This window comes from Gulosibacter sp. 10, from assembly GCF_900163695.1.
Classification (GTDB): domain Bacteria; phylum Actinomycetota; class Actinomycetes; order Actinomycetales; family Microbacteriaceae; genus Gulosibacter.
The window spans coordinates 26,258-39,404 of the sequence record NZ_FUIC01000008.1 but is presented as its reverse complement, the minus strand read 5'-3'; the positions used below and the strand labels follow the sequence as shown (position 1 = coordinate 39,404).

The following is a 13,147-nucleotide window of genomic DNA, read 5'->3' as shown; positions in this document are numbered from 1 at the left end:
CGTCGAGGCCGTGCCGCCCGACGCGGAGTCGCGATCCGCGCACGCGATCGAGCAGTGCCTCGTGCCGGGCGGCCGCTTCCGCATCGGCGACGCCTCCGGCGACGGCCTCCCAGCCGACGGCGAGACGCCCGTGCACCCGGTCGAGCTCGACGAGTTCGAGATCGACGCGACGCCGGTCACCAACTCGCAGTTCTCGCGCTTCGTCGACGCGACCGGATACGCGACCGAGGCGGAGCGCCTCGGCGCGTCGGCGGTCTTCCACCTGCTCGTCGACGCGCCGACCGGGGACATCGGCGGCCCCGTTCCGAGGACGCCGTGGTGGATCACGGTCCGCGGCGCCGACTGGCGCCGCCCCGAGGGGCGGGCCTCCTCGCTCGCGGGCCGAGCCTCGCATCCGGTCGTGCACGTGACCTGGAACGACGCGCTCGCATACTGCGCGTGGGCCGGCCGCAGCCTGCCGACCGAGGCGCAGTGGGAGGTCGCGAGCCGCGGCGGCCTCGTCGGCGCGACCTTCCCCTGGGGCGAGGAGCCGATCGACGGAGACGACGGCGTATGGCGCGCGAACGTGTGGCAGGGGACGTTCCCTGCGCACAACACCGCCGCGGACGGATGGATCGGCACCGCGCCCGTGCGCTCCTACGCCCCGAACGGCTACGGGCTGTGGCAGACCGTGGGCAACGTGTGGGAGTGGTGCGCCGACTGGTTCGCGGCCGACGCGTACGAGTCCGCTCCGCTGCACGACCCGGCGGGGCCGGCGCAGGGCTCCGAGCGGGTGCTGCGGGGCGGCAGCTATCTGTGCCATCCGTCGTACTGCAATCGGTACCGCAACTCGGCCCGCTCGCGGAACACCCCCGATTCCTCGATGGGCAACGCGGGATTCCGCACCGTGTCGCAGGGATAGCGCAGGGCACGAAAACGGCCCCGGCCTGAGAAGTTCTTCTCAGGCCGGGGGCCGTTTCATATCGCGTGCGCGAGGGGGGACTTGAACCCCCACGACCTAATGCGGTCACTAGCACCTCAAGCTAGCGCGTCTACCTATTCCGCCACCCGCGCGATCTGTGCAGTTTTCTCGTTCCCTTTGCGACTTCCGTCGTGCCGGGCACGAATAGAAACATTACCAGTGCATTCTGAGGAAGCGCAAATCGGGGCGACCGGCGTTGCGTATGACGCATGGCTACGGGCGACACGCCGCCGTCGAGGGTCGGTCACTACAGTGTCAGCCATGGCTTCCCACGACGATCTGCTCCACGACCCGACCGTGATCGCGACTCGCGATCTCATCCGCTTCGACACCACCAACTGGGGGAACGGGAAGAGCACGGGGGAGCGGGAGGCCGCGGAGTACCTCGACGCCCGGCTGCGCGCGATGGGCCTCGAGACCGTCGTCTTCGAATCGGAGCCGAGGCGCACCTCCGTCGTGGCGCGAGTCCCCGGCCGGAACCCCGCGAAGCCCGCGCTCGTCGTGCACGGCCACACGGACGTGGTGCCGGCCGACGCATCCCACTGGAGCGTGGACCCCTTCGGCGCCGAGGTGCGCGACGGCTGCATCTGGGGGCGCGGCGCCGTGGACATGAAGAACATGGACGCCATGATCGTCACGGCGCTCGAGGAGATCAACGCGAGCGGCGCGCTGCCCGAGCGCGAGCTCATCATCGCCTTCTTCGCGGACGAGGAGGACGGCGGCAAGCTCGGCGCGTACCACGCGGTGAGCGAGCGCCCGGAGCTGTTCGCCGGCGCCACCGAGGCGATCAGCGAGGTGGGCGGCTACTCGATCACGGTGGACGGCAAGCGCGCCTACCTGCTGCAGACGGGGGAGAAGGCGATGCTCTGGTTCAAGCTGCGCGCCAAGCGGCCCGCCGGCCACGGCTCGCGCTTCGTCCCCGCGGCGGACAACGCCATCACCCAGGTCGCGGAGGCGGTGGTCAAGCTCTCGAGGCACGACTGGTCGATGCGGCTCACGAATACGACGAGCGAGATGGTCGCCGCGCTGTGCACGCTCACGGGCGAGCGGCCGAGCGCGATCTCGCCAGACGAACTCGCCCTGCGCACCGGCTCGGCGGCGAGCTGGCTCACGGCCTCGCTGCGGGACACCGTGAACCCGACCATCCTCGAAGGCGGATACAAGAGCAACGTCATCCCCGCGGTCGCGGAGGTGACGATCGACGCCCGTCCGCTGCCGAACACCGAGGAGGAGTTCCTCGCGACGGTGCAGGAGATCGTCGGCCCCGACATCGAGATCGAGATGAACTGGAAGCTGCCCGGCACGGAGGCCCCCTCGTCCGGCCCGCTCGTCGACGCGGCGGTGGCCGCCCTCGACCGCCACGACCCGGGCGCCACGATCATCCCGTACCTCCTGCCCGCCGGCACCGACAACAAATCGCTCTCGCGCCTCGGCATCGACGGCTACGGCTTCGCCCCGCTGCGACTGCCCGAAGACCTCGACTTCCCGGCCATGTTCCACGGCGTGGACGAGCGCGTCCCGCTCGACTCGCTCGTGTTCGGCCGTCGCGTGCTCACCGATTTCCTCCTTTCGTACTGACGCGCTCCCAGCCGATCGCGGCGTAGACTCGCTGGCTGGCAATCCCGGAAGTAGAAAGCATGGATGCATGAGCTGGTTTGATGCGATCGTCCTCGCCATCGTGCAGGGCCTCACCGAGTTCCTCCCGATCTCCTCGAGCGCGCACCTGCGACTCGTGGGCGAGTGGCTGGGCAGCGATCCCGGGGCGACGTTCACGGCCATCGTCCAGATCGGCACCGAGCTCGCGGTGGTCGTGTTCTTCTGGGGCGACATCGTCCGCATCATCAAGCGCTGGTGCGCCTCGCTCGCGGGCAAGGTGCCGAAGAACGACCCCGATGTGCGGATGGGCTGGCTCATCATCATCGGCTCGGTGCCCATCGTGGTCCTCGGCCTGCTGCTGCAGGACCTCATCCGCTCGCAGTTCCGCTCGCTCTGGATCGTCGCGACCATGCTCGTGGTCTTCGGCATCATCCTCGGGCTCGCGGACGTGCTCGCGCGCCGGCAGAAGACCCTGCAGCAGCTGACCGTCAAGGACGGCATCATCTACGGCTTCGCCCAGGCGCTCTCGCTCATCCCGGGCGTCTCCCGCTCGGGCGGCACGATCACCGCCGGCCGGATGATGGGCTACGACCGTCCCTCCGCCGCCCGCTACGCGTTCCTGCTCGCGATCCCCGCGGTGCTCGGCTCGGGCGGCTACGAGATGTACAACGCGCTCACCGAGACGAACGAGGCGACCGCGATCGCGTGGGGCCCGACGATCCTCGCGACGATCATCTCCTTCGTCGTGGGCTGGGTCGTGATCAAGTTCCTCATGAAGTGGATCGAGACCCGCAGCTTCATGCCCTTCGTGATCTACCGGATCGCGCTCGGCACGCTCGTGTTCGTGCTGCTCGCCTTCGGCGTGCTCGACCCGCTGTCCGGCCCCGCGATCTGAGTTCGAGCCGCGGGCCGTCCGCGCGTAGACTGGCCGGGTGATTCGGACTTCGACCTGGGCAGCCCCCGACGTTCCCCGACCGGCGGGCGAGCCCGTGCCGGTGCATCTCCACAACAGCGCGAGCGAGCGCCTCGAACCGGTCCGCACCGTCGACGGCGTCGCCCGGCTGTACGTGTGCGGGATCACGCCCTACGACGCCACGCATCTCGGCCACGCCGCCACCTACCTGGCTTTCGACACGCTCGGCCGCGCCCTCAGGCAGTCGGGCGTGGAAGTGGACTACGCGCAGAACATCACCGACGTGGACGACCCGCTGTTCGAGCGCGCGAACGCCACGAACGTCGACTGGCAGGAGCTCGCGCAGGAGCAGACCGACCTCTTCCGGAGCGACATGGCGGCGCTGCGGGTCATCCCGCCGGACTCCTACGTGCGCGTCCAGGACGTGCTGGTCGAGCCGGCCGACGCCGTCGGCCGGCTCGTCGAGCGGGACCTCGGATACGCTGTGCCAACCCCGGACGCCGACGGCGACGACATCTACTTCGACCTCGCCGCGGTCGAGGCGAGCGGCCTCTACGAGCCCGGCTTCGTGAGCCACTTCGCGCCGGAGCGCCTCGCCGAGGCCTTCGTCGAGTTCGGCGGCGACCCCGACCGCGAGGGCAAGCGCTCGACCTTCGACCCGCTGCTCTGGCGGGCGGCGCGACCCGAGGAGCCGAGCTGGCCCTCTCCCGTCGGCCGCGGCCGCCCCGGCTGGCACGTCGAATGCGCGATCATCGCCACGGGCGCGCTCGGCGAGCACGTCAGCATCCAGGCGGGCGGGCGCGACCTGCGCTTCCCCCACCACGAGATGAGCGCCGCGCACGCGAGCGGCCTGACCGGGAAGCCCTTCGCCGACCACTACGCCCACGCCGGGCTCATCGCCTACGAGGGCACGAAGATGTCGAAGTCGCTCGGCAATCTCGTGCTCGTCTCGAAGCTGGTGGCCGCGGGCCACGACCCCGCCGCCATCCGGCTCGCCGTGCTCTCGCACCACTACCGCGAGGACTGGGAGTGGTTCGACGGCGAGCTCGACGCCGCCGCCGCGAGGCTCGACACGTGGCGCGCAGCCGCCGCGCGCAGCGAGCCCTCGCCGGAGCACGCTCCGGTGCAGCGGCTCCGCGAGGCGATCGCGGACGACCTCGACACGCCGGCAGCCATCCGCCTCGTCGACGAGTGGGCCGCTCAGGAGCGTCCCTCGGCGGCCATGCGCACGGCGGTGGACGCCCTGCTCGGCATCCGGCTCTGAGCATCGCGGTCCGGCCCGCGACGGTCCGGACGCCCTCCGGACCGTCGCGGGCGGCCGCTCAGCTGCGCGGCTCGTTGCCCCGCGGGCGCGGATCCTCGTCGTCGGAGTCGTCGGCCGCGAGGAAGCGCTCGAACTCGGCCGCGATCGCGTCGCCCGTCGCGGCCTCGGAATCCACCACGTCGCGGGCCTCCTCGAGATAGCGGACATAGGTCTGGAGGTCCTCGTCGGCCTCGACCGCCTCGGTCACCTGCCGCTCCCAGACCGACGCCTTCTCGACGAGCTCCTCCCGCTCGAACTCGAAGCCGAGCAGCTTCGCGAGCTCGTCCAAGACGGCGAGGTGCGCCTTCGGCGAGGCGGTGTCGGGACCCGAAGTGTAGTGCGGCACGGAGGCCCACATCGAAACCACCTGGATGCCGGCCCGGCGCGCCGCATCGGCGATGACGCCGGGCACGCCGGTCGGCCCCTCGTACTTCGACGCCTCGATGCCGAGCTCCTCCCGGACCTCGGGCTGATCGCTCGTGAGGAACACCTGGATGTCGCGGGTGTGGGGCGCATCCGCGAGCAGCGCGCCGACGATCACGAGCCGGGTGATCCGCTCCGAGCGGCAGCGCTCGACGACCTCCTCGACGTAGGAGCGCCAGCGCAGGGTGGGCTCGGTGCCGGTGAGGGTGTAGATGCGGCTCTCGCCCGGCGCCATCGCGGCCTCGTCGGGGGACTGGGGCCGCACCGGTCCGGCGAGCACCGTCGAAGGCCAGCGGATGACCCGCTCGCCATGCTCGTCGAACTCGGACCGGGGCCGGTGGGCGGCGTAGTCGAAGTACGCCTCGTCGTCGATCCGGTGCACGACCCGAGCGATCCCGAGCCTGCGTCCCAGGTCGCGGACCGCCTCGCTCGCGGCCTCGCCGGCGTCGCTCCAGCCGAGCAGCGAGAGCACGAGCGTGCGTCCTGCGCGGAAGTCGGCGGGGAACTCGGAATCTGTCACGGGTAAACACTCCTGGGGTCGACGGTCCCATCCAGGGTACGTGGGGTTGCGGTTCCGCGTAGACTGGTCGGATATGACCGCCAATGCTCCGGCGGCCGTTCTCTGGGATATGGACGGCACGCTCGTCGAAACCGAGTCCTACTGGATCGAGGCGCAGTCGGATCTGCTCGACCGCTTCTCCCTGCCCCCGCTGACCCCCGAGCAGGACGCCGCGCTCATCGGCTCCTCCCTCCCCGCGGCGGCGGAGCTCTTCCGCAGCCTCGGCGTGCCGCTCGAGGTGCCCGAGATCGGGGAGTTCGTGTCCGAGCGCGTCATCGCGCGCATCGAGGGCGGGCTGACCAGGCGCCCAGGCGCCCAGGAGCTGCTCGACGACCTCCGCGCGCACGGCGTGCCGACGGCGATCGTCACCAATTCGGGCCGGCGCATCGTGGACGCCGTCCTCCCGCACCTCGGCGGTCACGAATTCGAGCACATCGTCACCTGCGAGGACGTGCGGCGGGGCAAGCCCGATCCCGAGGGCTACCTGCTCGCGGCGCGGCGCCTGGGGGTGCCGAGCGAGGGCTGCATCGTGCTCGAGGACTCCATCAACGGCCTCGGCGGGGCCGTCGCGGCCGGCGCCGTGCCGATCGGCATCCCCTTCGAGATCGAGCTCGAGGACACCGAGCGGTACCTCCGCGTCGACACCCTCGAGGGCGTCGGCTGGAGCCGGCTGCGAGAGCTCTACCTCGAGTTCCGCGCGGGGCGCGCGAGCGCCGCCGCGCAGGCGCGCTAGCGCGCACGACACCCCGGAGCGCGCCTCGGCACGGCGCGCGACCTCCCGAGACGACGAAACGAGTCCCATGCCGCAGACACCGATCCCGCCCGCCGCTCCGGCCTCCGGGCCCTTCCGCTCGGGGGAGCGGGTGCAGCTCACCGACCCCAAGGGGAGGATCACCACGACCTGGCTCGAATCGGGCAGGCAGGTCCACTCGCACCAGGGCACGATCGACCACGACGAGCTGATCGGCCTGCCCGACGGCTCCGTCGTCGAGACCACGGGCGGCGTGCCCTTCCTCGCGCTGCGGCCGCTGCTGTGGGACGTCGTCATGTCGATGCCCCGCGGGGCCGCGATCATCTACCCCAAGGACGCCGCGATGATCCTCGCGAAGGCGGACATCCGCCCCGGCGCGCGGGTGGTCGAGGCCGGCGTCGGGTCCGGCGCGCTGTCGGTGTGGATCCTCCGCCAGCTCGCGGGCACCGGGCGCCTCACGAGCTTCGAACGGCGCGAGGAGTTCGCCCAGGTGGCGCGCGGCAACGTCGTGAGCGTGGCGGGCGAGGACCCCGCGAACTGGGAGATCGTGCTCGGCGACCTCGCCGAGGCGCTCCCGGAGACGTGCCCGCCGGGCAGCGTCGACCGGGTCGTGCTCGACATGCTCGCCCCCTGGGAGTGCCTGCCCGCCGTGAGCGACGCCCTGGTATCGGGCGGCGTCCTGCTCTGCTACGTGGCCACGGCCACGCAGCTGTCCCGCATCGCCGAGGAGATCCGCGCCACGGGGCGGTACACCGAGCCGGAGGCGGAGGAGACCATGGTCCGCGGCTGGCACGTGCAGGGGCTCGCGGTGCGCCCGGATCACCGCATGGTGGCGCACACCGGCTTCCTCATCTCGGCGAGGCGCCTCGCCCCGGGCACCGTCCTGCCCGCCCGCCAGCAGCGGGGCTCGAAGACTCCGGCCTCCGCGGAGGACACGGAGGCCTGGACGCCGGGCGATCCCGCGGCCTGGACCGCCGAGGCGGTCGGGGAGCGCCGGGTCAGCGACAAGGTGCTGCGCAAGCGCGGCCGCGAGGCGACCCGGGGCGCCGATCGGGCGCGCGCCTCGGATGCCGCGGAAAGCCGCCCCGAAGGGGACATAATGGACACCGGCAGCCAGCCGGGCACGACCGAAGAAGGGAAGGTCGCCGAGTGACCCTCGCAGGATTCCGCAAGACCGCCGCAGCCGCGCTGAGCGCGGGGGCGCTGATCGCGCTCTCCGCGTGCGCGCAGATCCCCGCGAGCGAGCGGGTCGAGAACTGCTCGCCCACGGAGGCGTTCCCCGTGACGCACACCGGGGAGGGCTCGGGCTCGGTGATCGACGAGAACGCCATCGCCGAATTCACCTTCTCGGTGACCGGCGTCGACGGCTCCGAGTTCATCCCGACCGTCCCCGGCTATCAGCAGGACGGCGAGTCGATGCCCGTGAACCTGAACATCCTCGGCTCCTTCCCCATGAACGCCTACGGCCAGACCACGAGCCTCGAGGGCGTCGCGGAGGCGCTCCGCTGCGCGCAGTCCGGCCAGCACGTCGAGGCGACCATGACCCTCGGGCAGCTCGTGGGGGAGGCGCAGTCCGAGGGCGCCCCCGAGGAGGCGCTCGCCCAGGAGGTCGTCGTCGCCGCCGACGTCGACCGCGTGTACCACTCCGCCGCGACGGGCCGCATCAGCCCCCAGCAGAACGGGATCCCCGCGGTGGTGACGGCGCCCGACGGCACGCCGGGCGTGACGATGCCGCAGGAGCCCTCGCCCGAGGAGCTCCGGGTGGCGACCACCATCCGCGGATTCGGTCCGGAGGTCCAGGAGGGCGACGAGCTCACGCTGCACCTGTCGGCCTTCGACTGGGAGACGAGCGGGCAGCTCCTCTCCACCTGGGGCAACCCGGGGCCCGCGCTGCAGTTCGCCGCCGGCGCCGAGGACGGCATCTACGGCATCTCGGAGCACCTGATCGGCGCGCCCGTCGGCTCGCAGGTCGTGATCGTCGCCCCCGCGAGCACGTTCGCGGGCGAGCAGACCGCCTACTCGTCGGCGCTCGACACGGGCGCGGCCGTCGTGTTCGTCATCGACATCCTCGGCGCCGAATAGCGCCGACTACCCGGAAACGAGAACCGAATGGCACTCCGCCGCATGACGCCGCTCGTCGGCGCCCTGCTCCTCGCCCTCGGCCTGAGCGCATGCGCCTCGGGGCCGGGGGCGCCCGCCTCTTCCGGCGCCGAGGCACCGGCGGACGAGGCCGTGAGCTACGAGGTGCTCGACGGCGGCGACGCGATCGACGCCGCGGAGATCTCGGCCGAGCTCGGCGAGGAGCCCGAGGTCGCGCTGCCCGATGCGGGACTCGTGGGCGACCTGATGGAGCGCGAGGTGGTGGTCGAGGGCGATGGCCCCGCGATCTCCTCCGCATCGACCGTGGTGGTCAAGCAGCAGGTCCACGACCTCGGCACGGGGGAGAGCGGGCCGTACCAGCCGGTCGAGGCGCCGCTCGCCCTCGAGAACCCGGAGCTGCCCCCGTTCTACGCGGCCGCGCTCGAGGGGGTCCCCTCGGGCTCGCGCGTCGCCGTCGTGGTGCCCGCGCCGGTGATGCTCGGCACGGCCACGGGCGCCGAGGACGTCGCGGCGATGCTGCTCATCCTCGACGTCCTGGCGATCGAGTCGGGTCAGGCCGCCGACGGCGAGCCCCGGGAGCCCGCGCAGGACCTCGTCGAGGTATCGGCCCTCCCGGGCGAGCAGCCGGAGATCGCCGTGCATTCGGACCGCCCCGCGCCGCAGGAGCAGGTGATCGACGTCGTGCTGGCGGGCGACGGCGACACGGTCGAGGAGGGCGACTTCGTCGCCGTCCAGTACACGGGGCTGCTCTTCGAGGACGGCGCCGAGTTCGACTCCAGCTGGGGCCGCGGCGGTCTGCCCAGCGCCTTCGCGACCGATCGCGTCGTACCAGGCTTCTCGGCCGCGCTCGTGGGCCAGACGGTCGGATCCCGCGTGGTCACCGTCTTCCCGCCCGAACTCGGCTACGGGGAGCAGGGCTCCGGCGACGCCGTGCCGGGCGGCGCGACGCTCGTCTTCGTCGTGGACATCGTCGGGACTCTGTAGCCTGCCCCTATGGTCCCGTCGATGAAGCCACCCCTGTCGGAGCAGCACGACCGCCAGATGCGCCTGCTCATCCGCCTGCTCGAATCGAGCCGGCCGCTGTCCTCGGCCGAGATCTTCGAATCGGTCGACGGCTACCGCGAGCGGTTCGAGGCCGAGGGCGGCCGGACCCAGGCGCTCGACAAGCTGTTCGAGCGCGATCGCAAGGCGCTCCGGGCCACCGGCATCGAGATCGAGACCGTCGAGGATCCGCTGGCCCCCGGCGACCGCGCCCAGTGGCGCTTCCGGGTGCGGCAGGATGCGGCGGGCGGCGCGAGCTTCGAGCTGACCGCCGAGGACGCGCTGCTCATCAACGAGGCCACGCAGGCCTGGCTGGATCCGGCCGTTCGGGACGCCGCGACCATCGCCCGCGTGAAGTTCCTCGGCGAGAGCGACTCCGGCGGCATCGCCCCCGCGTCCGCGCCCCGCACCCTCGTCTCCACGCCGCCGCAGTTCGCCGCCCTGCGCGATGCGGTCGCGCAGCGCCGCCGTATCGGCTTCGAGTACGTCAAGCAGGAGGCGCGCGAGCCGGAGGCCCGGGACGTGGACGCACTCCACCTCTTCGTCTACCGGGGCCGGTGGCTCCTCCACGCGTTCGACCACCGGCGCGGCGCCGCTCGCAACTTCCTGCTCGCCCGCATCCTCGGCGAGATCGAGACGCTCGGAGAGCACGATCGCGAGGCCCCGTCCACCGCGGAGCTCACCGCGCAGCTCGACGCCCTCGCGGAGTCGCAGCCGGTGCGCGTGGCGGTGCGGAGCGCGGGGGAGGCCGACGCGCGACTGCGGTCGCGGGCGGTGGACGCCCCCGATCCGGGCGAGTCGACCGGCGACTGGGTCGAGCTGGAGCTGCGGGACTGGGATCTCGGACTGCTCGCCGACGAGCTCGCCGCCTCGGGCGCCGCGGTGCGCGTCATCGAGCCCGACGCGATGCGCGAGGCCGTCGCGCGGCGCCTGCAGCGCGTGCTCGAATGCCATGAGGACCGGAAGGCGGAGCCGCGATGAACGAGTCGACGAAGATCGATCCGGTGCTGCTCGTCTCGGTGCTGAACTTCCTGCGCCGCCACGAGCACGGCGCGGATCTCGGCGAGATGGCCCGGCACTTCGGCGTCTCCGCTGTTCGGATGCGGGGCATCATCGACTTCCTGTGGACCGTGGAGTTCCCGGGCACCGCCCTGCTCGGCCCGGAGAGCATGTTCGACTTCGACGCCGAGGGGCTCGAGGACGAGGAGCCCTGGGTCCGGCTCACCCACGACCCCACCGCGAGGGTCAGCCGCCGCTTCGACCCGCAGGAGCTCGCCACCGTCCTGATCGGGCTCGACGCCCTGCGGGAGCATCGGAGCGCGGAGGAGCGCGCGGTGATCGACAGGCTCTCCGCGAAGCTGCGCGGCGGCGAGGACGCAGACGCCCCGGCGGAGGGGAGCGGGAGCCCGCTCGTCGACGCCCTCCGGCGCGCGATCGACCGGGGCGCGCAGCTGCGCATCCGGTACTTCGCCTCGGGCGCCGACGCCCCGGAATGGCGGGTCGTCGATCCGCTCCGGCTCGAGGTGCGCGGCGCCATGGTCTATCTCAACGCCTACTGCACGAAGCGCCGGGGCTTCCGCTGGTTCCGCCACGACCGCATCCTCGAGCACGAGGCGCTCGACAGCCCGATCGGCGAATACTCGGAGGCGGACCGGAACCGGCCGCTCGAGGTCTCCGGCCACCGGCTCGCGACGGTGCGGCTCGCGGTGGCCCCGAGCGCGTATCCGGCCGTGCGGCCGTATCTTCCGCCCGGGAGGGCCTTCCCGGAGCCGGAGGACGACGGCTTCTCCCACTGCCCGGTCGATTTCCGCTCCTACCAGGTGCTCGCACAGCTGTGCGCCGAGCACGCGGGCGCCGTGGTCGTGGAGGGGCCCGAGGAGGCGCGCGCCGCCGTCCGGAGCTGGGCCCGGAGCGCCATCGACGCGGCACGCCCGGTCCCGGGCTCGAGGGCGTAGACTTGGGCACTATGCCGTGGTGGTCCTGGATTCTCATCTGGGGAGGACTCGTCCTCCTCCTCCTCGGCGTGCTCGTGCTCGGGGCCGTCCTCGTGCTCCGCAAGGCCGCGGCGCTCATGCCCGAGGTGGACCGCCTCGAGGCGCTGCAGCGCGAGCTCGCGGAACTCGCCGAGGAGAGCGTCGAGCCCTATCGGCGGCGCCCCGTGGCCCTGCTGCGGGGCGGGCGCACGGTGCGGCAGGAGCGCTCCGAATTCGTCGACCGCCGCGATGAACGTCGCGAGGCCAAGCGCGAGCGGAAGCTCGACCGCGCGAAGGGCCTCATCCACGCCGACCCGATGCAGTTCCGGCATCTGGTCGATACCCCCAAGAAGGGATAGGCAATGCCGTTCGGAAATATGGGAGGGTGGTCCTTTGTCATCCTCGTCGTCATCATCCTGCTGCTCTTCGGGGCGCCCCGGCTGCCGCGGCTCGCGAAGAGCCTCGGCGAGTCGATGCGGATCTTCAAGGGCGAGATGAAGACCATGAAGAACGACTCGCCGGGCGAGGCGAAGCCGACGCCCGCGTCCGAGGAGGCGCCCGAGGGCGAGGCGCGGCGGGAGTCCGCCGCCGACCCGAAGCCCTCCGACGGCTCTGACACGTCCACGAGGTAGCCGGGGGAATGGCGGCCACATCCCGGCGGCGCCCCAAGTACTCGAGGAAGAAGAACCCTGACGGCCGGATGCGGCTCGCCGATCACCTGATCGAGTTCCGCAACCGGTTCATCATCTGCGCCATCGCCGTCGTGATCGCGATGATCGGCGGGTTCCTCCTCACGGACCTGGTGCTCGACATCATCCGACGCCCCATCGAGATCCTCGAGGCCACGCGCAGCGGGCGGGTCTCGATCAACTTCGCCAACGTCACCACGGGCTTCGATCTGCGGCTGCAGATCGCGCTGACGCTCGGCGTGGTCATCGCCTCGCCCGTGTGGCTCTACCAGGTGTGGATGTTCCTCATGCCCGGCCTGAAGAAGGGCGAGCGCCGGTACGTCCTCGGCTTCCTGGGGGCGGCCATCCCGCTCTTCCTCGGCGGCGTGGTGCTGGGCTTCGTGCTCATGCCCCGCATGGTCGAGGTGATGGCGATGTTCGTGCCCGAGGACGACACGGTCTTCTACGACGCGAAGACGTTCTACTCGTTCGTGCTCACGCTGTGCCTCGCGGTCGGCGTCGCCTTCGTCGTGCCGGTGCTGCTCGTGATGCTCAACTTCGCCGGGATCCTGTCCGGGAGGACCATCCTCAAGGGCTGGCGCATCGCGATCCTCATCGCCGCCCTGTTCGGCGCCATCTCGACCCCGGCCGCGGACGTGCTGAGCATGATCCTGCTCATGGTCCCCATGATCGCGCTGTACTTCCTCGCCGTGGGCATCGCCCTGCTGCACGACCGACGGCAGCGCAAGCGGGATGAGAGACTGGGCATCGTCGATCCGCTGGCAGAGCTCCCGGTCGAGTAGGGGCGGCCGATCGACGGCACCCGCGGCTTCGGAGCCGCCCCGCGACCGCAGTACCG

Annotated in this window: 14 protein-coding genes and 1 tRNA gene; 13 read left to right on the top strand and 2 right to left on the bottom strand. The window is 71.7% G+C overall.

Annotated elements, in window-relative coordinates:
• Positions 1–10: 10 nt before the first annotated feature.
• Complete coding sequence (locus tag FM112_RS02660; RefSeq protein ID WP_254910339.1) at positions 11–901, top strand: formylglycine-generating enzyme family protein; 891 nt, start codon at positions 11–13, stop codon at positions 899–901.
• Between the two features lie 66 nt (positions 902–967).
• Here the strand turns inward: FM112_RS02660 and FM112_RS02655 are convergent.
• Positions 968–1,053: transfer RNA gene (locus FM112_RS02655), tRNA-Leu, on the bottom strand.
• Positions 1,054–1,222: 169 nt separating this feature from the next.
• On the opposite strand from FM112_RS02655, the gene FM112_RS02650 reads away from it, so the two are divergent.
• The 3 genes from FM112_RS02650 to mshC all read left to right on the top strand — a co-directional run bounded on the left by FM112_RS02650 (position 1,223) and on the right by mshC (position 4,734).
• Entirely contained in the window at positions 1,223–2,539 is a 1,317-nt protein-coding gene (locus FM112_RS02650; protein WP_087003056.1) for a M20/M25/M40 family metallo-hydrolase, read from the top strand.
• Positions 2,540–2,606: 67 nt separating this feature from the next.
• Positions 2,607–3,452, top strand: coding sequence for an undecaprenyl-diphosphate phosphatase (locus tag FM112_RS02645; RefSeq protein ID WP_087003053.1), 846 nt, complete (start codon positions 2,607–2,609; stop codon positions 3,450–3,452).
• A 37-nt stretch (positions 3,453–3,489) separates the two neighbouring features.
• On the top strand, positions 3,490–4,734 hold the full coding sequence (gene mshC, locus FM112_RS02640; RefSeq protein ID WP_087003050.1) for a cysteine--1-D-myo-inosityl 2-amino-2-deoxy-alpha-D-glucopyranoside ligase: 1,245 nt from the start codon (positions 3,490–3,492) through the stop codon (positions 4,732–4,734).
• Positions 4,735–4,792: 58 nt separating this feature from the next.
• Here the strand turns inward: mshC and FM112_RS02635 are convergent, their stop codons facing one another.
• Entirely contained in the window at positions 4,793–5,716 is a 924-nt protein-coding gene (locus FM112_RS02635; RefSeq protein WP_176386635.1) for a PAC2 family protein, read from the bottom strand.
• Positions 5,717–5,789: 73 nt separating this feature from the next.
• Between FM112_RS02635 and FM112_RS02630 the strand changes: the two genes are divergently transcribed.
• From FM112_RS02630 to tatC, 9 genes are all read left to right on the top strand, one after another.
• On the top strand, positions 5,790–6,488 hold the full coding sequence (locus FM112_RS02630) for an HAD family phosphatase (protein WP_087003455.1): 699 nt from the start codon (positions 5,790–5,792) through the stop codon (positions 6,486–6,488).
• A gap of 67 nt (positions 6,489–6,555) precedes the next feature.
• On the top strand, positions 6,556–7,659 hold the full coding sequence (locus FM112_RS02625; RefSeq protein ID WP_087003042.1) for a tRNA (adenine-N1)-methyltransferase: 1,104 nt from the start codon (positions 6,556–6,558) through the stop codon (positions 7,657–7,659).
• Positions 7,656–8,588, top strand: coding sequence for an FKBP-type peptidyl-prolyl cis-trans isomerase (locus tag FM112_RS02620; RefSeq protein ID WP_087003039.1), 933 nt, complete (start codon positions 7,656–7,658; stop codon positions 8,586–8,588). Before FM112_RS02625 ends, FM112_RS02620 begins: the two co-directional genes overlap by 4 nt.
• 27 nt (positions 8,589–8,615) lie before the next feature.
• Positions 8,616–9,590, top strand: coding sequence for an FKBP-type peptidyl-prolyl cis-trans isomerase (locus FM112_RS02615; protein WP_087003036.1), 975 nt, complete (start codon positions 8,616–8,618; stop codon positions 9,588–9,590).
• A 21-nt stretch (positions 9,591–9,611) separates the two neighbouring features.
• The gene (locus tag FM112_RS02610; protein ID WP_140400549.1) at positions 9,612–10,628 is read left to right on the top strand and encodes a YafY family protein; all 1,017 of its coding nucleotides are present in this window, start codon (positions 9,612–9,614) and stop codon (positions 10,626–10,628) included.
• A complete protein-coding gene (locus FM112_RS02605) occupies positions 10,625–11,602 on the top strand; it encodes a YafY family protein (protein ID WP_087003030.1) in 978 nt (325 codons plus the stop codon). The genes FM112_RS02610 and FM112_RS02605 overlap by 4 nt, the downstream gene beginning before the upstream one ends.
• An 11-nt stretch (positions 11,603–11,613) precedes the next feature.
• The gene (locus tag FM112_RS02600) at positions 11,614–11,979 is read left to right on the top strand and encodes a hypothetical protein (RefSeq protein WP_087003027.1); all 366 of its coding nucleotides are present in this window, start codon (positions 11,614–11,616) and stop codon (positions 11,977–11,979) included.
• Positions 11,980–11,982: 3 nt separating this feature from the next.
• Positions 11,983–12,252 carry a Sec-independent protein translocase subunit TatA gene (gene tatA / locus FM112_RS02595; RefSeq protein ID WP_087003024.1) on the top strand — a complete coding sequence of 90 codons (270 nt, stop codon included), beginning with the start codon at positions 11,983–11,985 and terminating at the stop codon, positions 12,250–12,252.
• Between the two features lie 8 nt (positions 12,253–12,260).
• Entirely contained in the window at positions 12,261–13,091 is an 831-nt protein-coding gene (tatC, locus tag FM112_RS02590) for a twin-arginine translocase subunit TatC (protein ID WP_254910338.1), read from the top strand.
• Positions 13,092–13,147 lie beyond the last annotated feature (56 nt).

Excerpts from the sequence above, each read along its gene's own strand:
- FM112_RS02605 (WP_087003030.1), top strand. The coding sequence starts at position 10,625 with ATGAACGAGTCGACGAAGATCGATCCGGTGCTGCTCGTCTCGGTGCTG.
- tatC (WP_254910338.1), top strand. The coding sequence starts at position 12,261 with ATGGCGGCCACATCCCGGCGGCGCCCCAAGTACTCGAGGAAGAAGAAC.
- FM112_RS02650 (WP_087003056.1), top strand. The coding sequence starts at position 1,223 with ATGGCTTCCCACGACGATCTGCTCCACGACCCGACCGTGATCGCGACT.
- FM112_RS02600 (WP_087003027.1), top strand. The coding sequence starts at position 11,614 with ATGCCGTGGTGGTCCTGGATTCTCATCTGGGGAGGACTCGTCCTCCTC.
- FM112_RS02645 (WP_087003053.1), top strand. The coding sequence starts at position 2,607 with ATGAGCTGGTTTGATGCGATCGTCCTCGCCATCGTGCAGGGCCTCACC.
- FM112_RS02610 (WP_140400549.1), top strand. The coding sequence starts at position 9,612 with ATGAAGCCACCCCTGTCGGAGCAGCACGACCGCCAGATGCGCCTGCTC.
- FM112_RS02630 (WP_087003455.1), top strand. The coding sequence starts at position 5,790 with ATGACCGCCAATGCTCCGGCGGCCGTTCTCTGGGATATGGACGGCACG.
- tatA (WP_087003024.1), top strand. The coding sequence starts at position 11,983 with ATGCCGTTCGGAAATATGGGAGGGTGGTCCTTTGTCATCCTCGTCGTC.
- FM112_RS02625 (WP_087003042.1), top strand. The coding sequence starts at position 6,556 with ATGCCGCAGACACCGATCCCGCCCGCCGCTCCGGCCTCCGGGCCCTTC.
- FM112_RS02615 (WP_087003036.1), top strand. The coding sequence starts at position 8,616 with ATGGCACTCCGCCGCATGACGCCGCTCGTCGGCGCCCTGCTCCTCGCC.